Origin of the sequence: Bacillus sp. FJAT-27916, from assembly GCF_001183965.1 — a bacterium.
Taxonomy (GTDB): domain Bacteria; phylum Bacillota; class Bacilli; order Bacillales; family Pradoshiaceae; genus Pradoshia.
Window position 1 is genome coordinate 177,671 of sequence record NZ_LFZV01000001.1, and the last position, 23,380, is coordinate 201,050.

The 23,380-nt window shown below is 40.9% G+C and carries 22 protein-coding genes; 15 read left to right on the top strand and 7 right to left on the bottom strand.

The genetic code is table 11. The features are described from left to right. The first annotated feature begins 44 nt into the window (after positions 1-44). From AC622_RS00870 to AC622_RS00880, 3 genes are all read left to right on the top strand, one after another. The gene (locus AC622_RS00870) at positions 45-1,973 is read left to right on the top strand and encodes a hypothetical protein (protein ID WP_049669352.1); all 1,929 of its coding nucleotides are present in this window, start codon (positions 45-47) and stop codon (positions 1,971-1,973) included. A gap of 153 nt (positions 1,974-2,126) precedes the next feature. After that, complete coding sequence (locus AC622_RS00875) at positions 2,127-2,633, top strand: VanZ family protein (RefSeq protein ID WP_049669353.1); 507 nt, start codon at positions 2,127-2,129, stop codon at positions 2,631-2,633. 111 nt (positions 2,634-2,744) lie between these two features. Beyond that, positions 2,745-3,380 carry a M23 family metallopeptidase gene (locus tag AC622_RS00880; RefSeq protein ID WP_231589567.1) on the top strand — a complete coding sequence of 212 codons (636 nt, stop codon included), beginning with the start codon at positions 2,745-2,747 and terminating at the stop codon, positions 3,378-3,380. Between the two features lie 13 nt (positions 3,381-3,393). Here AC622_RS00880 and AC622_RS00885 read toward each other — a convergent pair whose 3' ends face one another. Continuing rightward, entirely contained in the window at positions 3,394-4,314 is a 921-nt protein-coding gene (locus AC622_RS00885) for a helix-turn-helix domain-containing protein (RefSeq protein WP_082196973.1), read from the bottom strand. A gap of 201 nt (positions 4,315-4,515) precedes the next feature. On the opposite strand from AC622_RS00885, the gene AC622_RS00890 reads away from it, so the two are divergent. Then, the gene (locus tag AC622_RS00890) at positions 4,516-4,821 is read left to right on the top strand and encodes a hypothetical protein (RefSeq protein ID WP_049669355.1); all 306 of its coding nucleotides are present in this window, start codon (positions 4,516-4,518) and stop codon (positions 4,819-4,821) included. 219 nt (positions 4,822-5,040) lie between these two features. On the opposite strand, the gene AC622_RS00895 is transcribed toward AC622_RS00890, so the two are convergent. From AC622_RS00895 to AC622_RS00920, 6 genes are all read right to left on the bottom strand, one after another. Then, positions 5,041-5,724, bottom strand: a complete 684-nt coding sequence (locus AC622_RS00895) for a TcaA second domain-containing protein (protein ID WP_049669356.1) — start codon at positions 5,722-5,724, stop codon at positions 5,041-5,043. Between the two features lie 877 nt (positions 5,725-6,601). Then, on the bottom strand, positions 6,602-7,216 hold the full coding sequence (locus AC622_RS00900; protein WP_049669357.1) for a DUF6944 family repetitive protein: 615 nt from the start codon (positions 7,214-7,216) through the stop codon (positions 6,602-6,604). A 14-nt stretch (positions 7,217-7,230) separates the two neighbouring features. After that, on the bottom strand, positions 7,231-7,959 hold the full coding sequence (locus AC622_RS00905; protein ID WP_156185524.1) for a DUF6944 family repetitive protein: 729 nt from the start codon (positions 7,957-7,959) through the stop codon (positions 7,231-7,233). A gap of 114 nt (positions 7,960-8,073) precedes the next feature. After that, entirely contained in the window at positions 8,074-8,694 is a 621-nt protein-coding gene (locus AC622_RS00910) for a DUF6944 family repetitive protein (protein WP_049669359.1), read from the bottom strand. A gap of 126 nt (positions 8,695-8,820) precedes the next feature. Next, positions 8,821-10,896, bottom strand: a complete 2,076-nt coding sequence (locus AC622_RS00915) for an SH3 domain-containing protein (protein ID WP_197089886.1) — start codon at positions 10,894-10,896, stop codon at positions 8,821-8,823. Positions 10,897-10,993: 97 nt separating this feature from the next. After that, on the bottom strand, positions 10,994-11,758 hold the full coding sequence (locus tag AC622_RS00920; RefSeq protein WP_049669361.1) for an SGNH/GDSL hydrolase family protein: 765 nt from the start codon (positions 11,756-11,758) through the stop codon (positions 10,994-10,996). Positions 11,759-11,903: 145 nt separating this feature from the next. On the opposite strand from AC622_RS00920, the gene AC622_RS00925 reads away from it, so the two are divergent. The 11 genes from AC622_RS00925 (at position 11,904) to AC622_RS00975 (ending at position 23,380) form a co-directional block, all read left to right on the top strand. Then, positions 11,904-12,659: a YveK family protein gene (locus tag AC622_RS00925; protein WP_049669362.1), complete on the top strand. Its 756-nt coding sequence runs from the start codon at positions 11,904-11,906 to the stop codon at positions 12,657-12,659. Positions 12,660-12,672: 13 nt separating this feature from the next. Next, complete coding sequence (locus tag AC622_RS00930) at positions 12,673-13,341, top strand: CpsD/CapB family tyrosine-protein kinase (RefSeq protein ID WP_156185679.1); 669 nt, start codon at positions 12,673-12,675, stop codon at positions 13,339-13,341. A gap of 78 nt (positions 13,342-13,419) precedes the next feature. Beyond that, the gene (locus AC622_RS00935) at positions 13,420-14,184 is read left to right on the top strand and encodes a tyrosine-protein phosphatase (RefSeq protein ID WP_049669363.1); all 765 of its coding nucleotides are present in this window, start codon (positions 13,420-13,422) and stop codon (positions 14,182-14,184) included. 354 nt (positions 14,185-14,538) lie between these two features. Then, positions 14,539-15,420 (top strand): UTP--glucose-1-phosphate uridylyltransferase GalU, encoded by an 882-nt coding sequence (gene galU, locus AC622_RS00940; RefSeq protein WP_049669364.1) that lies wholly within the window; start codon positions 14,539-14,541, stop codon positions 15,418-15,420. A 52-nt stretch (positions 15,421-15,472) separates the two neighbouring features. After that, on the top strand, positions 15,473-17,299 hold the full coding sequence (locus tag AC622_RS00945) for a nucleoside-diphosphate sugar epimerase/dehydratase (protein ID WP_049669365.1): 1,827 nt from the start codon (positions 15,473-15,475) through the stop codon (positions 17,297-17,299). Positions 17,300-17,629: 330 nt separating this feature from the next. Beyond that, entirely contained in the window at positions 17,630-18,760 is a 1,131-nt protein-coding gene (locus AC622_RS00950) for a DegT/DnrJ/EryC1/StrS family aminotransferase (RefSeq protein ID WP_049669366.1), read from the top strand. Further along, the gene (locus AC622_RS00955; RefSeq protein WP_049669367.1) at positions 18,760-19,398 is read left to right on the top strand and encodes a sugar transferase; all 639 of its coding nucleotides are present in this window, start codon (positions 18,760-18,762) and stop codon (positions 19,396-19,398) included. The genes AC622_RS00950 and AC622_RS00955 overlap by 1 nt, the downstream gene beginning before the upstream one ends. 2 nt (positions 19,399-19,400) lie before the next feature. Next, positions 19,401-20,018: an acetyltransferase gene (locus tag AC622_RS00960; protein ID WP_049672712.1), complete on the top strand. Its 618-nt coding sequence runs from the start codon at positions 19,401-19,403 to the stop codon at positions 20,016-20,018. 4 nt (positions 20,019-20,022) lie between these two features. Beyond that, positions 20,023-21,234: a glycosyltransferase family 4 protein gene (locus AC622_RS00965; protein ID WP_049669368.1), complete on the top strand. Its 1,212-nt coding sequence runs from the start codon at positions 20,023-20,025 to the stop codon at positions 21,232-21,234. A 20-nt stretch (positions 21,235-21,254) separates the two neighbouring features. After that, a complete protein-coding gene (locus AC622_RS00970) occupies positions 21,255-22,277 on the top strand; it encodes a polysaccharide biosynthesis protein (protein WP_049669369.1) in 1,023 nt (340 codons plus the stop codon). Further along, positions 22,274-23,380 (top strand): capsular polysaccharide biosynthesis protein CapF, encoded by a 1,107-nt coding sequence (locus AC622_RS00975; RefSeq protein ID WP_049672713.1) that lies wholly within the window; start codon positions 22,274-22,276, stop codon positions 23,378-23,380. The genes AC622_RS00970 and AC622_RS00975 overlap by 4 nt, the downstream gene beginning before the upstream one ends.

The following is a 23,380-nucleotide window of genomic DNA, read 5'->3' on the forward strand; positions in this document are numbered from 1 at the left end:
TGGTATATTTACAATGATTGCATAATTATTATAGGAGGATGTTCATGAGGAAAATTTTCATGGCTTTTTTAGGGGTAGTTTTATTATTGTCAATGATCAATCCCGCTTATACAAATAATCTAGGTGAAGCTGCAACATCTGAAGGAGAAACAAAAAGCACAGCTATTCCAGTTACCGCAACTGCTGCTTTAAAGGGAGAGTTGACGGATTACTCAACTAAATATTATAAGGTTACGATGCCTGATAATGGTGAACTCTCTATTTCTATGGCAAACACAGGTGATTCAATCGATGTGTCTGTATGGGATAGTCAAGGGGATGACCTTTTAGCGATTTTAGACTCAGAAAATGAAATAGGTCCGATGAAGACCACTATGGGATTTGCCAAGGGACAGGTCATCTATATCATGATTGATGGATATGGTGAGTCTTCTAAGTATGATATTCAGTTAGGTTTCAAGGCAAAAGGAAATTTTGAGAAGGAACCAAATAATCATATTGCTAAATCTCAATTACTTAGCCTAAATACAAAAACAAGCGGTTATGTAGATGACGATATGGATTATCGTGACTATTATAAATTCACTTTGACAAAGCCAGGCAAAGTAACAGTGAAATTAAGCAATTCTAAGCAAGGAGAATTATATTTTGGTTTGATGAATGAGGATGAAAAGGATTACGATTATCTCATTACAAACCCATTAAAGAGCGGCTCAACCAGTATGGAGATTGGACTGCCAGCTGGAACCTACTATATGAGTGTTTCAGGAGATTCCCTCTCCAATGAACAGATTCCTTATCAACTAGAATTGAAATTCACAGCTGGAACCAATTATGAGACAGAATTGAATGATAAGAAGGCAGAAGCAGATCCAATAAAACTGAATTCCAGCTATCAAGGCTTTCATAATGGTGGATATGATAATGATGTTTACTCATTCAGGCTGACAAAGAAAGAGAAACTGAAGTTCAGCGTGAGTGATTCAGTCGATATTATGACAGTGGAGAATGGAGAGAGAGAACTTGAGTGGGTGGTCCCTGAGGATACTACATCAGGGGTTGCAACGAAAACCATTGAGTTAGCTCCAGACACTTATTATGTCAGAATTAATGGTAGTTCTAGCACTCCATATAACCTAAAAGTACAAAGCATAACAGCTGCCCTTGCTGCCAGCAAAGTCACCGTTAAGAATAACTACAATAAGAATGACAGCGTGACTGTCAGTGGTATTCAAAAAGAAAATCTAATCAAGGTATATGATAAGAGCAGCGGCGGCAAGCTTTTGGCCAGCAAAAAATCTACTGGTACCTCGACAACCTTTTCTATCAAGCAACTCAGTCAAAAGGCTGGAAAGGTTTATGTTACGAATACAAAAGCAGGTTCCTTAGAAAGCGCAAGAACAGCTGTATCCTATAAAGCAGAACCTTCCGCTCCTTTAAAGGCATCACAGGTGAAAATCACAAATAACCGTGCGAAGAATGATGTCATCAAAGTCAGCAGCATCAAAAAAGGTGACACAATTAAGGTCTACAATAAAGCCAGTGGTGGCAAGTTACTTGTGAGCAAGAAATCCAAGGGGACATCTGTGGACCTATCTGTGAAGCAGCTCAGCCAAAAGGCTGGAAAGGTTTATGTAAGTATCACAAGATCAGGGCTGCTTGGAAGTTCAAAGACAGCTATCTCGTATAAGGCGGAACCATCCGCTCCGCTGAAGGCTAGTCAAATCAAGGTGAAAAACAATAAAGGTAAATCTGATACGATCACCGTTAAAAGCATTAAAAAAGGTGATACCATTAAGGTCTATAACAAAGCGAGCGGCGGCAAGCTCCTCGTTTCCAAGAAATCAGCTGGAACTTCGACGACCCTTTCTGTTAAACAATTAGGGAAGAAGGCAGGAAGTGTATATGTTTCTGTCACGAAGAGCGGGCTGCGCGAGAGCTCCAAAGTAAAGATGTCTTACAAAAAGGAATAGGCCCGATTCAGGCAGCCATCTATGTTCATTGAATCTAGATGACTGCTTTTTTATCGTTAATCAATCGATTGATTAATAATCAAGTTGGAAATAATAAGGATAATCTATCACAAACTCATTTACGCTAGGAGAAAATTCCTATAGGATATTACTATGAATAATCTAAACAAGAAGCTAATCATACGTATCGTTTTTGCCTTATTAATTATCGGGATTATCTTCTACTCCTCCTCACAGCCGTATTCTGAGCAGAATCTGCAGCCGCTGATTAGCGAGAAGGTGCAGCTGCCTGACGCGATTGTATCCCTGCTCTCGAAGGTTGAATTTACCTATGCGGGTCATATTGTCAGTGTGGAGACGAAGGGAGTTCCTGGATTCATTGAGTTCTTCATTCGGAAGGGAGCTCATTTCAGTATTTATCTTGTCCTTTCCGTTTTTGTGGCAAGTATCTTACATATTTGGATGAAGAGGAAGCCGCTTAAGCTTGCGGCCCTGACAATTCTATTTGTGTTTCTGTATGCCTGCTCGGATGAGTGGCATCAATCCTTTAACGGGGAACGGACACCGCTCTTTCAGGACGTAATCATTGATACGGTCGGCGGGATTTGCGGTGTGTTGCTCTTTCTGCTGTGGAGCAGGAGGAGGAAGCAAAATACATGATGAAAGAACAGCTGGGGCTGTTCTTTTTTCATATGCCCAATCAGGCTCGCAAACTGTCGCATATGATAAAGGTGAGGCAGGGACAAGCAGGAGGGAAGAGATGTGGATTTTATGAAACCGGCTTTAGGCAGCTGTATCCGCGGGTTTGAGCTCGGAGTCCATGAGGCAATCGATATCGCCGCACCGGGGAATGTGTCTGTCAAAGCTTCTGCCGATGGCGTCATAAGTCGTTCATACTACTGCCAAACATATGGAGAAACCATCTTCATCGTTCACCATATTGGCGGGGAGATTTATGAATCCATCTACACCCATATGCGGCCGCGATCGCGTAAATTCAGCGTGGGAGAGAGCATAAAGCAGGGGACCATTATTGGCTACATGGGTTCAACCGGTCATACGGAGGTTCAGCATCTGCATTTTGAGATACACAAGGGAAGATGGAATCAGGAGAAGAAGAATGCCGTCAATCCACTGGATTATATGGACAAGTCATTGCCGAAACCATTTGAGCGCACCTTTATAATGCTGCCGCCTGATGAAAACGAATGGCCCATCTATTCGATTGAGCAAGAGGCATCATCAGGCAATGAAATCGGCATGCTTCATCCAGCTGAGTATGGCGGACTGATTTATGAGGTCATTGCCAACCCAGAGCCGGACGTGTACAGCATTAAAACGGATGAAGCAGGGGTCGTGAATGTAAGGGGTATGGATGCAATGGGCGTCAGGGTCTTTAAGATGTGAATGAAAAAACCGATCACAGGGCGTGATCGGTTTCTTTTTGTTTTTCTTCGTCAATTAATTTAAGAAGGTTTTTTCGTCCATCTTCTAGTAGTGGTAGATAATTATAATCTTCTATGAGCTCAAATATAGTGGCTGCTTTGTCTAAGGTTGATAACGCATCTTGATAACGCCCTATTTTTTCATAGTTGAAACATAAATGATAATGCAACTCCCCTAATGGATAGAGATTGTCCTTTTCTAAACAATGTTTAATACCCATCTTGCAGTAGAAAATAGACTCTTCAAAGTTGCCGTCTTTAGCGTATACTCTGGCTAAGTTATAACAAAGCCTTGGAAGTATTGTATTGTCACTGATAAAAACAACTTGTTTTATATGCTCAAGAGCTTGCAGCAAAGTTTCTAAGGATTCATGTTGCCGTCCTTCATCTGCATAAATAGACCCGATGGTGATGAGCAGTTCAATTTCTCTCTCAGACCAAATCTTATCATTCGTATGTGTCTTATTGATGGCATCCCATAGAATTTCTCTTGCCTTTTCTGAATCCTCATATACAGCATGCTGATATATGGCTTTATGCCAGAGGATCATTTGTAGATTACGATTATTTTGAGTGAATAAGGGGTTTTTCTCCTCTAAGCTTATGATCCTTTCTATGTCCTCAAAATTCCAACTTCTCCTTGCTAATCTTAGCTGGCGAATGACCTCATTAACATAATCAATTCTAGGAGTGGATCCGATTTCAAAGAAATAGTTCACATCAACACCTAGCTTTTTTGAAATTAAATACAGGGTGTTTGCATAGGGGAATACATCCCCTTTTTCTATTTTACTGATCTGTGCTTGGGTACATATGCCCTCAGCTAGTTCCTCTTGTGATAGCTTTAAAGATTTTCTTAGCTCTCTAATCCTTTGTCCGATAACAGAGAAATCCATATGTGCCCCCCTCTCTGAAAAAATATGCCTATAGTTATAATTAAGTCGATAAGCTTACGTTTTGAAGAGATTAAAATCTATTTTGTATCTAAAGTCCCTGTTTTTTCAACTTCAATGCATTTATATAATATGATTAAATGGTATTAGATGGTGTATATACCAATTATACTCATGATATTAATTATGAAAAGGAGAAATTGCATGAAAACGAAAGTTAAAATTTTTGGTGTAAGCTTACTTAGTATTGCAGTTTTGGCAATATTAATTGTGATTAATTCTAATGATAAATCATTAGGTACTGTAGAAGAAGCTACAATTCAATCACAATCTAGTGTTGGCAACCAACTGGCAAGAGATCTTCCATTTCCTCCTTGGGTATTTAGCATTGGCAATGAAGTGGCAGTAGATCTTCCATTTCCTCCTTGGGTTTTCAGTCCAGGAAAAGAGATGCCAGCCAAACCTACAGACTCTCAGAAAGCATTTGATCATATCAGAGCGATTGGTTAATGCACTCTATATGTAATACAAACAGGGGATCTTGCCTAGGGTCCGCTGTTTTTATTATTTCTATAGAATAATTACCTATTATATTTACTATACGCATTCCTCCTTTCAATTTCTTGAGATTTTATACTCATTTCATGTAGAAATGTAGAAAATATTACATAATGAATTATTTTTAGTGGGTTATTGCGCTTAAAAAAGAGCAGCTATCAGGAGATGCTGCTACTTTTTGTCTGTATTGGTTTGTAGGCCTACGTCTTCTGAGACGAGGTCAATGGTGATTTCTTCATCGCTGTTCCATAGGACGACGGTTTCGGTTTTCTTGATTTTGGTGCCCTGTCCCTTGGTGGCGGCCTCAACGGTGTATTCTCCAGGGAGAAGGGGACCTACTTTCTTTTCGCATGATTTTTTCGTTGTTTCGGTGACTTTTTCGCCATTAATTTTGATGACGGCATCCTCGGCATTTGTGCAGACGGTTAGGTAGACAGGCTCGATTTCGATTGAGTAGGTGTCAGGGAGGATGAGGTGATCCTCTTTCTTGAGTGTTAGGAAGCCTTCAATCTTTTCGGCTGATGTGGCGTCGTTTGCTGAGACGCTGTCTTGTTCATCATAATACCTGGATTGCTCTTGCAGAACGGTTAGGATTGATTGCGCGTATTCAGGATTCTCTTGGAGGTAGCTCATGAGTGCCTTTGTGTTCGTCTCGTCAATTTGAAGTTTTTGATTGGATGAGGTCAGCACCTTGGATAGAACGGAACTGTCTTGCTGTTTGAATGCGGTTTCAACCTGTTCGATTAAGTCATCTTTCGTAAGAGGGCGTTCAATTAAATAGATGGATATACATATAATAAGTGCACAAGCCGTAATCAGGCCTTTTTGGAGTTTAGATAATGGGAGTTTTCTCAATTCCCAATCACCACCTTTAGGCTTAGGTATTTGGGTTTGGTTCTATACTATTTACTATATCGGTAAATTGTTTAACATTTCAAACAATATTTATGAGACTTATCCATTTTTCGATAAACATTAGTGGCCAGACCAGTTGAAGCCCTTACAACATGTATATTGTCCTGATACCCGTTATAGACTTAATCAATCGTTTGATTAATAAAAAGCATAAAAAAAATCACCCGCTTTTAGCGAGGTGAGAGGGTGGGTCAATCGTATGAGAGGAGATGAGGGGGAAATTGGTATGAGGACGTTTCTCCATTGGGAATATATCCGGACTCCTTCAGGCAGAGCGACGTTTGCTAATGGCATTTAAGATAAATAATTTCTCCTGCCGGGAAAGCATTCTCCAGCTGCCTGCGCTGATCTTCATCACTTACGCCTCCTTCTGTTTTAAGTTTGTACTCTCTTTATACCGTAAAAATTCCTATCTGAAACAGAACAAATACCTACAAAAAAAGGAAGATAGCGTATCGTTAAACAGCATGTGAGGAGATGTGATAGGGAATGGTGTAAAAGAGGGGCATAACGGTGAGATATGTCGATGAAAAGATAGGAAAATACAGTGTTTTATTCAGTTTATTTCATGAGAAAGACTAGTTGAAGCTTACATATATTTGTAAAATAGAGAGGCAAGGCGCCAAGCTGGATTAAAGGAGCATGCTTATGCAGCATTTTCAGACAGATAAAACATCCTTTATTAGAGGAATGAGGGCAGGATGTCTGTTTTCTATTATTATCTGGGTGTTGATGGGAATCATCCTCTATTTCATTTTGACATAAGGAGACCGCGGGGCAGCGGTCTCTCTATTTATGTATAAAGAAGGAAACAGGTTCATTGTGTTTCGCTGCTGAACCTGATTCCCACGCCAATTAAGGCGACGATTGTACCGGCCGCGACGAGCCAGTTCGACCAAGTGATTAAATTGGTGATGGAGATGGATTTTTCTTCATCCTCCGCTGTTTGCTGCTGTTCGCTTTCTTCCTTATCCTCCTGATTTGCTTGAAGCCTTAATGCGATTGCGAGCACGCCTGATCCAATAGCTTGCATGAGGATGCCGATTGTTTCTAAGGTTTGACCAGGCACGCGGGGGTCTTTATCGAGTTCTTCGGCGAAAATCATGAAGGCCCCGAGCGAGGCTAGGAGGTTTCCTGATACCTCAAGGTTCGTATCCGTCTCCTCTGGAAAGGGAAGGAGGATAGACGAGATAATTTCAAGCATCCCGATAGAGGCAATACCATTACCGGCAGATTCAAGGTTCAACTCATTTTGGCTGTCTGCCAAGAGGGCGAAGCCGAGGGCTTGAAGCTCAAAGCCGACAAGACTAATCTCCTCTAATTGCTCATCCGTTAATAAGGGTGTGGGGGTGGCAGCAGCGGCATCGATGTTCGCACCGAGGGCCAACAGCCAGGAACCAATATACTCTAGAAGCAGGTTTTCTTTCTCCATCTTTCTCCACCTTCTTATTCATCAATACCAAGCTGAAGCTCGTGCATTTCTTCTTTTTGCTGTCCGATTGCAGCGATGACGGCACCGATTGCTTGAATCCATGAACCGACAGCGATTAAGTTCTGCCCTTCTTTTTGGCTTTGGTCATTTTGATTTTGGTCATTTGAGCCATTTTGCTGATTCCATTTCATGTAGGAGCCAACTTGATTTTGTTGGCTGTTCTGTCCATCAGCTTGGTCTTGATTATCATCCTCGTTCGTTTGCTCATTATCGTCCTGGTCTTGCTGGGACCCGGCAGACTGAACTTTAATTCCGATGACTTGAATGACGCTCCCAATGGTTTGGATGACATTCCCGATGAATCCTTCGAGTTGTCCGACAGTCGTGCTGTCCTGCGTCTCATCCACTGCGGCAATTGCACTGCCTAGCGCCTGCAGTAAATTCCCCTGAATATTGAGAGTGGTATCTGTCTCATCAGGGAATTCAATGACAGCAGCGGTGAGGTCCTCGAGTACACCGATGGTTGCAAGCGCATTCCCGATATACTCAAGCGAGAACGGCGTACCTTGCCCCTCAGTCTCTAGTCCACCGCCGACTGCTTGCAGGGCGAGGCCAACCGTATTGAGATTCGCTTGAGCAGAATCAGATAATCGGTCGGTGGGCGTAGATGCGATGGCGCTGATAATATTTCCGGCCGCCTGCATCCACGCCCCCAGTATTTCTTTGTATTGATTTAGTAACACAGATACCACACCCGTCAATAGCTTATCTTTTACAGTGTATTCACCATATGCGAAAGTGGGTGGGTTTTGTTTAAAATCAGCTTGTCCATGATGATTGCAGGCAGATACAATGCCCTACCTGAGGAAGAATGGGGCATTGCCTTGCCCGTATTGAGTTGGCTCTGAACCAGCTTCTTCTTCCTCTGCCTCTTCCTCTAGCTGCTGTCCAATAGCTGCTATGATTGCCCCGAATGCCTGAACCCATGAGCCAAGTGCATTAATGCGCTGGCCATCCTCTTGGTCGGTCAGTTCAATCTTGATGCCAAGGACCGAAATGAAGCAGCCAATCGATTGCAGGGAATTACCGATGATTCCCTCATAGGCTCCTGAGGGCGTTCCATTTATAATCTCATCGTAAGCCTGAAGCGCAGAACCGAGCCCTTGAAGGATATTGCCCTGAGTCTCCAATAAATAATCGGCTTCAAGGGAGAAGTCTCTAAGAAGTGGCAGTAGCTCCTCAACTGAACCAATGGATGTAATCACAGCGCCTACATATTCAAAAGAGTAAGGAGTACTCTGCCCGTCCGCTTCCAGGCCGCTTCCGACCGCCTGCATCGTCAGGCCAACCTGGTTGAGATCATCCCGCGTTTCATCGTCAAGAGGAATGGAAGGAGTCGAGCCATAGGCTTCAATGGCATTACCGATCGCCTGCATCCAGGAGCCAATAATCTCTTTCGTATGATTACCCTTGCCCATCCAAACCACTTCCATCTATATAGCGAATCCATATAGTTTATTCGAGGAAATAAATTTGGAGTGGGACATATTCGGAAATAGGCATATATAAAAAAGCCGTCCAAGTTTATTTGGACGGCTTAGCGGTTATTTGCTGAAGAAGACATTTAATCCGTTCAGAATACCCTGGGCAGCCTTCTTGTGGTAGCTGGCCTGAGAAATCTTCTTCTCTTCAGCTGCATTCGTCAGGAAGCCGAGTTCGACCAATGCAGCTGGCTGAGTGTTAATCGAAAGAACTCGGTATTTCGCATATTTTACCCCTCGATTTAGAAGGCCGGTTGTTTTCACCATTTCACCCTGCAGCGAGCTGGCGAGCCTTGAATTGAGGTAGTAATACGTCTCAATTCCCTTGGCATTAGAGGCACTCGCTGCATTGTAATGAATGCTGATGAAAGCATCTGCTTTGTTTCGATTGCTGATGGCAGCACGGTTATCAAGGGTGATATACACATCGCTTGAGCGGGTCATGATAACCGTTGCGCCGGCGTTTCGTAACAGGGCAGCCAGTTGGTTAGCGGTGCTGAGCGTAATATTTTTTTCCTTTGTTCTAAGGACAGAACCGACGGCACCTGGGTCAGTACCGCCATGTCCGGCATCGATGACGATTGTTTTACCCTTTACCGTTTTCGTTTTTAGGAGACTAGAAGAAACCCAGCCAATTATGCCGGAGGTCAGTTTTACCTGGGTAAAGCCATTCTTCGTGCTTAATTTTTGGACCTTTGTTCCTAAAGCAGCAGTCGTCAATACAGTTGATTTGGCGTTGGCATCCTTGTAAACAGAGGCTTTCCCGGTCAAATACATATACTCTGCTGGTGCTGCAACAGGTCCGGGCGTCGGGGTATTCACAATTTTCTTCGTAGATAGATGCTTAAGCTGTGTCCATCCGACCTTGCCGGTACTTGTCTTTACCTTGCCCCAATCTCCGCTTTTGGATTGCAGCGTGATGGCCTCATTCTGTTTCAAGGTGACAAGCGTTTTGGCGGAAGAAGAAGCCTTTTCCTTGATGGCAAGTGTCTTCGGAGAGACATAATAGGTTCCGAGATTGCTTTCTGGCTTTTTGGTCGTCAGATATTTTGTTGAAACCCATCCCTTTTTCCCATTGCTTAGTTTAACCTGTCCCCAGCTTCCGCTTTTCTTGATCAGGGTAAGGGCAGCATGCCTTTTCACAGAGCCAATCACCTTGGAGGAAGTAGTGGCTTTTTCCCGTACATTCAGGCTCGAAACGGTCACGTAGTAGGTCCCGAGATTGGAAGCCGCAGTAGAAGGCCTCTTCGTCGTCAAGTAACTCATCGAAACCCAACCTGTTTTGCCGTTGCTGAGTTTGACCTGTCCCCAAGTGCCGCTTTTCTTGAGCAGGGTAAGGGCAGCATTCTTCTTCACAGAGCCGATCACTTTGGAGGAAGTCGTCGCTTTCTCCCGAACATTCAGGCTCGAAACGGTCACGTAGTAGGTCCCGAGATTGGAAGCCGCAGTAGAAGGCCTCTTCGTCGTCAAGTAACTCATCGAAACCCAACCTGTTTTGCCGTTGCTGAGTTTGACCTGTCCCCAAGTGCCGCTTTTCTTGAGCAGGGTAAGGGCAGCATTCTTCTTCACAGAGCCAATCACTTTGGAGGAGGTCGTCGCTTTCTCCCGTACATTCAAGCTTGATGCTGTGACATAGTAGGTTCCAAGATTAGAGACCGAAGTAGAAGTAGAAGGTTTCTTCGTCGAAATCTGTGAAGCTAGCACCCAGCCTGTTATCTTCTTGCTAGAATAATAGACTTTAAGCCAATTACCGCTTTGGTCCTTTACGGTTAAGGCTGTCCCTTTATTGATCTTGCTGAGTGATTTTGCTTTTGAGGAAGCAGATTGACGGATATCGATTGAGCCAGTTGAGTAGCCTGTCCAATTCATATAGGACAGATATTGGCTTGATACCCAGCCTGTTTTCTTGTTATAGATGATAGAAGACCAGCCGTTCTTCTTAGATGTAACCGTAACCGTCGATCCTTGCTTTAATTTAAATGTAATGGATGATTTCGTTGTCGCTTTGGAGCGGACGTTCAATATATCCGCTGTGACCTTTGCAGAATAACTGGCCGCTTCCGTTGGCGCAGGGACTTGTGAAAGGACAAATGACAGAATGACGATAAGACAAATGGATTTAAGAAGTCGTTTGTTCATTTTTTCATCTTCACCTCGAATCATTTATCGGAAGGATTTCCTGGAATTGAAGAAAAAAAGGGAATTTCTGTCCGATGAACAGAAATTCCTTATGTATTTACAGCCCAAATAATGTCAAGATCTCATCAGCCCAGATCTCCGCACCCTTATCATTCGGTGCGCTTTGCTCCTCATTTAAATAATCCAAAATTTCCTGACTTTGATCATCGGGCCATGCGCTCCAATGATCAACATATGTAATATCATGTTCTTCAGCATATACCTTCAAATCCTCCACTTCACGCGGGTAATAGGTTGCCCCGTAAATCGGATTCGGCGGGGTGAGAATCGTATACATGTATTCATTTTCGGCTTCTAGCTTTTCTAGAACCTCATCAATCATCTCTGGCGTTGACTCTACCGCTGAGGAGATACCGTTGCTGTTGAGGAGCAGTGGTTCATAAATGAACACATCCGGCTCGGCCGCAATATAGTCTTTCACCATGTCCTCCGCTAAGAAATCGACTGAATTCCCTTCATATTCGAGATGCTGGACAGTGACTTTATCTCCATACGCTTCTTTTAATCGCTCACCCAACAAAGCAGCCGTTCCTTCCTTGTCGGTTCCGAGTGAATCAGAGCCAGCAATCAGAATCCGAGCACTGCCGTTTTCATTTTCCCAGGCAGCCAATTGCAAGGTTTCCTTTAAGCCGCGATCCGCCACCTTGCTAAAAGGATCGGTCTTTTTAGCGGGTGCTTTCTCATTAGTAGTAGCAGCCTTGAGTGTACTCGCTTGTTCAATTTTATTCGACCAATGCATTTGGCCGGTAACCAATACCCCAATACAGAGCAAGCATAAGAGTAGAGTTCCAACGTATTTCATTCTTTTCATCCTCCAACCAATTATGTGACGGAATAGTCAGTTTCATTAATTATTTTTAACATATCATAAAAAATTGTCACAAAACAGGCGAATTTTCTGTCATATGTTGTATAATGATTATTATCTAAAATCGTTGGAGGGACATATGGAAGAAACGATCAGCTTAAAGGACCTGTTCGCAACCTTGAAGAAGCGGGCATTGCTCATTATTACCATTACGGTCCTCGCGGTGCTGGTAAGCGGAGTTACAAGTTTTTTTCTTTTAACACCAATCTATCAGTCATCCACGCAATTGCTTGTAAATCAGTCAAAGGATGAAGCGGCTGTATATAATAACAATCAGATCCAGACAAACTTGCAGCTCATTGATACCTATAATGTCATCATGAAGAGCCCGGCTATCCTGGACAAGGTCATTGACGAATTAGACTTGGATATGTCTGTTGGTGCTCTAAATGGCAAGATTACGGTTGCCAGCGAGCAGAACTCACAGGTCGTAAAGGTATCTGTTACAGATGAAGATCCGGTGATGGCAGCGAAGATTGCCAACACGGTTGCCAGCACATTCCAGAAGGAAATCGTGGATATCATGAATGTCGATAATGTCAGTATTCTAGCTAAGGCAGAGGTCTCTGATTCAGCGTCACCGATTAAACCGCAGCCGCTTATGAATATTGCCATCGCTCTCGTTGTCGGACTCATGATTGGAGTAGGGATAGCCTTTCTACTTGAATATTTGGACAACACAATTAAGACAGAGCAGGATATTGAGAGAATACTAGGGATGCCGATTATTGGGGTGATCGGGGAGATTGAGGCAACAAATGGCCATGCGGAGGCAAAGGCAGGAAGTTTATCAAGGACAGGAAGAGGTGAACCAATTGGTACGCAAAAAGTCTAAAAAAGAAATCGGCATGGGGAATCAGCGTAAGCTTGTCACGTATTCAGACCCTAAATCACCGGTATCGGAGCAATTCAGGACGCTGCGGACGAATATTCAGTTCACGGCTGTAGATGAAGAGCTGCAGACGATCTTAATTACGTCTTCCGGACCATCAGAAGGGAAATCAACAACGGCTTCGAATACAGCAGTTGTCTTTGCCCAGCAAGGAAAACGGACTCTTTTCATCGATGCCGATTTACGCCGACCGACTGCTCATTATACGTTTGCTTGCCTAAATACAGCAGGGCTAACGAATGTATTGACCAAGCAAACAACCCTTGAGAAAGCCGTCCAGGTGGTTGAACCGCTGGGACTTCACGTCTTGACAAGCGGCCCGTTGCCGCCGAATCCAGCAGAGCTATTATCATCAAGATCGATGAAAGAGCTAATCAACCAAGTGAAGCAGGATTACGATGTCATTATTATTGATAGCCCGCCTGTCACAGCCGTAACGGATGCCCAAGTCCTTGCGAGAGAGTGCCAAGGAGTCATTCTTGTGGTAAGCAGCGGACGTACACAAATCGAAGAGGCTGTGAAAACAAAGGAATTATTAGAGCATACAGGGGCGAAAATTCTCGGTGCTGTTCTGAATAACAAAAAGATTAAAGGCAGCAGCTATTATTATTACGGAAAAAAGTAGACATATTTCTAGTATTTTCATGAAATACAAAGTATTATAGAATTCGTGTGCGAAAACGAAATTAAGGGGGTGTTGTGTATGATTGACATACACAGTCATATATTGCCCGGTCTAGATGACGGGGCGACAACAATGGAAGACTCATTAGAGATGGCGAAGCTTGCCGTCAGTGAGGGCATTAAGACGATCATCGCAACCCCCCACCATAAAAATGGTGCCTATGACAATGAAAAGACGAATATCCTCCAGTCAATGGACCAATTTAAAAAGCAGCTTGCGATCAATAAAATTCCCTTAACCGTCCTCCCAGGACAGGAAGTGCGAGTTTATGGCGAGCTATTAGAGGAATGGGAGCAAGGCTCCATTCAGACAATTAATGATACTCCATACATCTTAATCGAATTTCCATCCACTCATATTCCAAGGTATACAAAGACTTTATTTTTTGACTTACTGAATCATGGAATCTTTCCGATATTGGTCCATCCTGAACGTAATGCAGCTATTGTTGAGAATCCAAATCTGCTCTATGACTTTGTACAGATGGGTGTCGCTTCTCAGCTGACAAATGGAAGTATTACGGGTAAGTTCGGGAAGAAAATCAAGAAGGTATCAGCTGATTTAATAGATGCAAACTTAATTCACTTTATCGCTTCAGATGCCCATAATACCTCATCGAGGCAATTTTGGATGAATGATGCGTTTGATGAGATTGAGAAGCAATTTGGGGTGGATCACCTCTATTATTTCAAAGAAAATGCCCAATTGCTTATCGAGGGAAAGCCAATTATGCGAGAGATGCCCCAAAAGGTCAGGCAGCGTAAGTTTCTAGGACTCTTTTAAATACATAACCATGTAAGGTGATGCCGCCTGACCTTTATCAATGACGGCACTCGGCCATGCTGTGGGAAGGATTACCTTCCTTAGATGCATGTCGTCAATAGGATGGTGTGAGGAAGGGTTAGATGCCCTATTATTTTTATCATAATGAAACCGTTTGTAGGATAAAGGATTTATTGGAAATTTATTCGATAAATAATATACCCTTACATACTGATTATGAAACATCTGCTATGTAATTGTCTAATAACTTTAGGCATAATGGCGATTTTTGAATAGATAGGCCTAGCCATTTACCACGAATTGTAAAAATGAATATGAGAAAAGAAATAGACTGAAATAGGACCGGAGGACGAGATGAAAAAAGTACGTAAAGCGATTATTCCAGCTGCTGGGCTTGGCACGAGATTTCTGCCGGCAACGAAAGCGATGCCAAAGGAAATGCTCCCAATTGTCGATAAACCGACCATCCAGTATATCGTTGAGGAAGCCATTGCTTCAGGAATTGAAGATATTATCATTGTCACGGGGAAAGGTAAGAGATCGATCGAGGACCATTTCGATCATGCGTATGAGCTGGAGAATAACTTGATGGAAAAGGGGAAGTTCGAGCTCCTCGAGAAAGTACAAGCCCCATCGAAGGTTGATATCCATTATATTCGTCAGAAGGATCCAAAGGGATTGGGCCATGCCATCTGGTGTGCACGGAACTTCATCGGGGATGAACCGTTCGCTGTCCTCTTAGGGGATGATATTGTCCAAGCGGAAACACCATGCTTACGACAATTAATGGATCAATACGAACAAACGTATTCATCCGTTATTGGTGTTCAGCACGTCCCTGAGAATGAAACGAACAGATATGGGATTGTCGCTCCGATTGAACAAAATGGCCGCCGCTATCAAGTACAGGAGTTCGTTGAAAAACCAGCGCCAGGAACAGCGCCATCTAATTTGGCGATTATGGGACGTTATGTATTGCGTCCAGAAATCTTCAACTTCCTTGCTGAACAGAATATCGGCGCTGGCGGAGAAATACAACTAACAGATGCGATTCAAAAATTGAATGAAATTCAACGTGTCTTTGCCTATGATTTCGAAGGGAAACGCTATGATGTCGGCGAAAAGCTAGGGTTTATTCAAACAACGATTGAGTTTGCCTTGCAGGAATCAACATTGAGAGAGGATCTCTATCGTTTCATGGAAGAAAAATTACGAATGTCTACGACAAATAAATAAGAAAATGTAGACCTGGTTAATGCCGGGTCCTTTTTTGGGAGGAGAGAAATGCGTGTCATACCGAAAACGGTTAACTACCCTGATTCTAATTGATTCTGCCATTGTTTTATCGGCGATTTACTTCAGTTATTTAATCCTCCATCCATATATGAGCATCTTTCAGATGGGGACCTTGTCCATTACGGCGATTGCCCTACTCGCTAGCTATCACCTCTATGCACTCATTTATAAGCTTTATAACAAGGTATGGGAGTATGCGAGTGTCAGTGAATTAATTGCGATTTTCAAGGCTGTATTACTAACAATTGTCACGACTGCTATCATTCAATTGATCTTTTTTCAGGATATTTATGTACGAGCATTGACAATCTCAGCGATGATTCTTGTCTTATTTATTGGCGGTTCTCGCTTCTCATGGAGAATGGTAAGGAATCAAATGATTAAGAAACAGCAATGCAATAAGAAAAAAACATTAATCATTGGCGCTGGTGCAGCTGGGACGATGCTTGCGAGACATTTGCTTAATAAGGCAGATGGCGAATTATTGCCTGTAGCCTTCATAGATGATGATTGCAATAAACAAAAGCTGCAAATCCATGGCCTTAATGTAGTGGGCGATACAACCTATATCCCTGCTGCTGTTACATTATATGAAATTGAAACGATCATCATTGCGATACCGTCCCTTAAGAAGAGCCAAGTAAAACGAATTTACGAGGAATGCTCAAAAACGGCAGCAAAGGTGCAAATCATGCCGCGCATCGATGAAATCATATCGGGCGATGTACCTGTCACACAGTTCAGGGATGTTGAAGTAGAAGACTTACTCGGCCGTGAGCCGAATAGACTCGATATTGACAGCATCTCAGAAGAGGTAGAAGGAAAAACCATTTTGGTCACAGGTGCGGGTGGATCAATTGGATCAGAAATTTGCCGACAGATTTGTCGTTTCAAGCCAGGACGATTGATTCTTTTAGGACATGGCGAGAACAGCATTTATTTAATTGATATGGAATTGCGTAATCGATATGGAGAAAGCATTGAAATCATTCCTGTGATTGCTGATGTCCAAGATCGTGCAAGGATATTTAACGTGATGGAACAATATCAGCCAGATGTGGTTTATCACGCGGCAGCCCATAAGCATGTTCCTCTAATGGAATATAACCCAAGAGAAGCTGTGAAGAATAATATTTTTGGTACACGAAATGTCGCGGAAGCAGCAGATACATTTGGTGTTGGCGCTTTTGTGTTGATATCCACTGATAAGGCCGTGAATCCGCCGAATGTGATGGGGGCAACAAAGCGGTTTGCTGAGATGATTATTCAGAACTTGGCTAAGGAAAGCAAGACAAGATTTGTTGCAGTACGTTTTGGGAATGTGCTGGGCAGCCGCGGGAGTGTTATTCCATTGTTTAAGAAACAGATTCAAGCTGGAGGTCCGATAACGGTTACCCATCCGGATATTACGAGATATTTCATGACGATTCCAGAGGCCTCACGGCTTGTGATACAGGCGGGGGCGTTGGCTCGCGGTGGAGAAGTGTTTGTTCTGGATATGGGAGAACCGGTTAAGATTGTTGATTTGGCGAGGAATCTTATTACTCTTTCTGGTTATACGGTTGATGAGATTGGGATTGAGTATTCGGGCCTAAGACCTGGTGAGAAGATGTATGAAGAGCTTCTTAATGATAATGAAGTTCAGAAGGATCATGTGTTTCCGAAGATCTTTATTGGGAAGGCTGTGCCTATGGAGAAGCGGGAGCTTTATGGGGTGATTGAGGCTCTACCTGATATGGAATATGTTCAATTGAAAGAGACGTTGGTTGGGGTTGCTAATATGAAGTTTGGTGAGAAGCAATCGATGGTGGTTAGTTAGGAGGGATATATGTAGAGTCTGAATCCAATAATATAGCGGACTTACCCTTAAAATTAATACCTTAGACGTGAAAGCTTGGTGGTGATATTTAAAAAATTCACCACCAACTTTTACTGGTTTACCAGTCTGTTAATCACTAATTGAAAGAGCTGCAAACTCAACCCTTAAAATCCTGAGCCAATTCCCTTTTGAACTTAATAGGTTGGATAGAAGTTAAGATGTAAGGATTAGATATGTTGATTTAGTAGGTGAGCAGTTGATTGGAATGAGAATAATAGATTCCAATTAAGTCCTAGTTTACTAAGTATAATAACGGAAGGAAGTCTTATAATGCAGTCGATAAAAGAGAAAAAAAGAATTTTCCTTTCTTCACCTCATATGAGTGATGAAGGTTATGAAATGCTATATGTACAAGAAGCCTTTGATACCAATTGGATTGCCCCTCTTGGTGAGAATGTAAATAGATTTGAAAGAGAATTGGCCGAAAAGGTCGGTTCAAAGGCTGCAGCGGCGCTTTCTTCAGGAACAGCTGCCATTCATTTGGCCCTTAAAGCAGCAGGTGTGGGAGAAGGGGATATAGTTTTCTGTCCAACACTTACTTTCTCTGCAACGGCTAACCCAATTATTTACCAAAATGCGATTCCTGTATTCATCGATAGTGATTATGAGACTTGGAATATGTGCCCTAAGGCATTAGAAGAGGCTTTTGAAAAGTATCCAGAGGTTAAGGCAGTAATCGTTGTTCATTTATATGGTTTATCTGCAGATATGGACAAGATTATGGAGATCTGTAAGAAGTACAATGTAGTGGTAATAGAAGATGCTGCTGAATCCTTGGGTACCTATTACAAAGGTAAGCAGACTGGAACATTTGGCGATTATGGAATCTTCTCCTTTAATGGAAATAAGATTATCACGACTTCAGGTGGTGGAATGCTGGTTTCTAATAATGAAGAGCGAATTGCTAAGGCTAGATTTTGGTCTACACAATCTAGAGATCAAGCAAGACATTATCAGCATAGTGAATTAGGGTTTAATTACCGGATGAGTAATGTCGTTGCTGGAATTGGCAGAGGACAGCTTAAGGTATTGGATCAACGAGTTGAGAAGAAAAGGTATATCTATGAATTTTATAAAAGAGAGCTTGGTGAACTGGAAGGTATTGAGTTCATGCCAAGTAATGAATGGGACTACCCTAATTATTGGTTGAGTTCGATGACATTGACTGGGAAAGTAAGACCAATTGATATATTTGAAGCATTAGAAGCTGAGAATATCGAATCGCGACCAGTTTGGAAACCAATGCACTTACAGCCGTTCTTTGAGAAGTATGATTTTGTGGGGACTGATGTATCAGAGAAATTATTTGAGAATGGTGTTTGTTTGCCTTCTGATACGAAGATGACGGATGAGGATTTAAATAGAGTTTGTACGATTATTAAGAGGTTGTGGGAAAGGTAATGAATGATTTAAAAGGTGGCATTTATAGAAGGTATGTTAAAAGGCCGATGGATTTCATTCTTTCTTTGATTGCTATTATTGTTCTAAGTCCCGTGTTTATAATAGTAGCAATCCTAGTAAGAACGAAACTAGGCAGTCCAATACTTTTTAAACAAGAACGACCAGGTCTTAATGAAAAGATTTTTATGATGTATAAGTTTAGGTCAATGACGGATGAGAAAGATGATAGTGGTGCTTTGCTCCCTGACGATGTTCGGCTAACTAAGTTTGGAAAGTTTCTACGATCCACTTCACTTGATGAGCTACCAGAACTTATAAATATCCTAAAAGGTGACATGTCTATTATAGGTCCAAGACCATTATTGGTGCAGTATCTTCCTCTTTATAACGAACATCAAAAACGTCGTCATGAGGTAAGACCAGGGTTATCAGGGTTGGCGCAGGCAAACGGAAGAAATGCAATTAGTTGGGAAGATAAGTTCAATCTTGATGTTGAATATGTGGAGAATGTTAGCTTCATTGGGGATTGGAAGATAATCTTTTTGACTATAAAAAAGGTTTTTGTTAGAGAAGGAATTAATTCAGAGACAGCAGTAACCATGGAGCCCTTTAAGGGAAGAAAAAAAGGAAAGTGTTAATGATGAAAGATAAACTTCTTATAATCGGTGCTAGTGGTCATGGAAGAGTCGTTGCGGATATTGCATTAAAAATGAATAAGTGGAAGACAATTGCCTTTTTGGATGATGATTTAAACATTAAAGCTTCAATGGGTATAGAGGTCATTGGTACTACAAAGGATATATTAACGTATGTAAAAGATTTTGATATATTTGTTGGATTGGGAAATAACGGAACAAGGAGAAAGATTCAAGAAATTCTTGTTGCAAGCGGTGCTAGTATTCCAATTATAGTCCATCCTAATGCGGTTATTGGAACACAAGTGAAATTAGGTGAAGGGACAACCGTAATGGCAGGTGCAGTTATTAATTGTTGTACGGAAATTGGACAGGGTTGCATTGTTAATACAGGATCGTCAATTGACCATGACACTATTATTGAAGATTATGTTCATATTTCACCAGGAGTTCATTTGGCAGGTGCAGTAAAAATAGGACGAGATTCTTGGATTGGTATAGGGAGTACTGTTATCAATAATATTACTATTACAAGCCGATGCAAAATTGGTGCTGGTGCTGTTGTTATAAAGGATATTACTGAGCCTGGAACTTATATCGGCGTTCCAGCAAGGAGAATTTAAGAAGATGAACATCTTATTTTTAACATTGTTAGATTTCACTACAGTAGATGAAAATGGTATATATACTGACTTGATGAGAGAGTTTATTAAGGGCAATCATAAGGTGCATATTATTTCACCGACTGAAAAAAGAAAACAACAACCAACCAAATTAATTGAAAATGAAAAATATAAAATTCTTAAATTACAGATAGGTAATATTCAAAAAACTAACCTAATAGAAAAAGGTATCTCAACGCTAACGCTAGAGTCTAAGTTTAAACAAGGGATTAAGGAATACTTTTCTGATGTAAAGTTTGACTTGGTTATCTATTCTACACCGCCTATAACATTGCAAAATGCGGTTGAATATGTGAAAAAAAGAGATAATGCAAAGACTTATTTGCTGTTAAAAGATATATTCCCACAAAATGCAATAGATCTTGGGATGATTTCTAACAAAGGAATTAAAGGTATCTTATATAAGTACTTTAAATCTAAGGAAAAGAAGTTGTATAAAATATCAGATTATATTGGTTGTATGTCACAGGCAAATGTTGATTTTCTACTAAAACATAATCCTGAAATTTCCCCAGATAACATAGAAATTTGTCCAAATAGTATTGAACCTTTGATCATTAATAAAGACGAACAAAGAATTCTAAAGATAAAGGATAAATATAACATACCGCTTGATCGTATAGTTTTGATTTACGGTGGAAACCTTGGAAAGCCACAAGGTATTGATTTCTTAATTGAATGTTTAAGAACTAATAAGCATAATGAGAAGGTTTATTTTGTTATAGCAGGATCAGGAACAGAGTTTAATAAACTTAAAGTTTTTTTTGAAAGTGAAAATCTAAACAATGCACAGCTGTTTTCTCAATTACCAAAACAGGATTATGAAATTTTAGCTAATTCGTGTGATGTCGGTTTGATTTTTTTAGATAAACGATTCACTATACCAAATTTCCCTTCCAGACTTCTGTCATATATGCAAGCATCAATGCCTGTATTAGCAGCAACAGATAAAAATACTGATATCGGCCAGGTTATTGAAGAAGGTGGATTTGGATTTTGGTGTGAGAGTGATACTGTTGATGAATTTAATAAAAGGTTACAGCAGCTATGTGATGAAGGCTTGAGAAAACAAATGGGCGTTAACGCTAGATTATACCTAGAAAATAATTATACGAGTAGACATTCATATGAAATTATAATGAGTCATTTTAATTAGATTTGAAAAGAGGTAAGTGTATGTTTAAGAATAAAACCTTGTTAATAACAGGTGGTACGGGTTCATTTGGAAACGCAGTTATGAAAAGATTTTTAGATACGGATATCAAAGAAATTCGTATTTTTTCTCGAGATGAAAAAAAACAAGATGATATGCGAAAGCTATATAAAAATGACAAACTTAAATTCTATATTGGAGATGTAAGAGACATAGCAAGTGTAAAAAATGCAATGTATGGCGTAGATTACATTTTCCATGCAGCAGCACTTAAGCAAGTCCCATCTTGCGAATTTTTCCCTATGGAAGCAGTAAAAACGAATATTATCGGTACTGATAATGTGGTAACAGCAGCTATTGAATGTGGAGTAAAGAAAGTTATTTGTCTGTCGACTGACAAAGCTGCCTATCCAATTAATGCAATGGGTATATCCAAAGCCATGATGGAAAAGGTGTTTGTAGCAAAAGCTAAAACGGTAAATCCTGATCAAACATTAATTTGTGGAACACGCTATGGTAATGTAATGGCTTCACGCGGATCAGTTATCCCTTTATTTATAGAGCAGATAAAAAATGGACAACCTTTAACGGTAACTGATCCCACTATGACTCGTTTCTTAATGAGTTTAGAAGAAGCAGTTGAACTAGTTATCTTTGCATTTCAAAATGCTCAGGCAGGAGATATCATGGTTCAAAAGTCTCCGGCTTCAACTGTCGGGGACTTAGCACAGGCATTAAAAGAATTATTCGAAGTAAATAATGAGATAAAAGTAATTGGCACTAGACATGGTGAAAAATCATTCGAGACGTTACTTACTCGTGAAGAAAAAATTGTTTCTACCGATATGGGAGGATTTTACCGAGTTCCTTCTGATAACCGTGATTTAAACTATGATAAGTATTTTGTTGAAGGAGATCATCAGCTTTCCATTCAGGACGAATATAATTCAAATAATACCGAGCGTCTATCAGTAGAGCAGATTAAGGTGAAATTAATGCAATTAGAGTATGTTCGTAAGGAGCTAGAAAAATGGAAAGCACGATGAATATACTAGTAACTGGTGCTAGGGGTTTTATAGGTAAGAACTTAGTCATTGAACTAAAAAATCGTGGATACCGTAATATCTTTGAAGTAGAACGTGATACTGAGTCACATCTCTTTGAAGAATACTGCGAGAAGGCTGACTTTGTCTTCCACCTAGCCGGAGTAAATCGGCCTATTGATGTTTCTGAATTCAGAGAAGGTAATTATGGCTTTACATCTACTTTACTAGATACCTTAAAAAAGTATAAAAATACTTGTACTGTTATGATGTCATCTTCTACTCAGGCTTCTCTCTCTAACCCATACGGTGAGAGTAAGAAGGCGGGAGAGGATTTATTATTTGATTATGCTAAAGAAACAGGGGCAGAGGTAAAAGTTTACCGTTTCCCTAATGTCTTTGGAAAATGGTGTCGTCCAAATTACAATAGTGCAATTGCAACGTTTTGCTATAACATTTCCCGCGACTTACCTATTACGGTTAATAACCCGAAGGTAGAGTTAGAATTAGTTTATATTGACGACGTAGTAGATGAGTTAATATATGCATTGACAGAGGGAACAAAGAGCGGGCAATTTTATGAAGTCCCAGTGAAACATAAAGAAATACTAGGCACGATAGTTCATTTGATTCAGTCATTCAAAAGAAGCAGGGATGAACGTTTGGTTCCAGATTTAGGTAATGAATTTATAAAAAAATTATACAGTACGTACCTAAGTTATTTGCCAGAAGATCAATTTGCCTATCCATTAAAGATGAATATTGATGATAGGGGTTCTTTCACAGAATTTATTAAAACGCCAGATCGTGGGCAGGTCTCTATTAATATATCTAAACCTGGTATTACAAAGGGAAACCATTGGCACCATACTAAGAATGAGAAATTTCTTGTTGTTAGTGGAGAAGGTGTTATTCGTTTTAGAAAAATTGATACTGACGATGTAATAGAGTATTTTGTTAATGGAAACAAATTAGAAGTGATTGATATCCCAGTGGGATATACGCATAACATCGAAAATTTAGGAACAACAGATATGGTAACTGTGATGTGGGCAAATGAATTGTTTGATTCTGAACATCCAGATACCTATTTTGTGGAGGTTTAA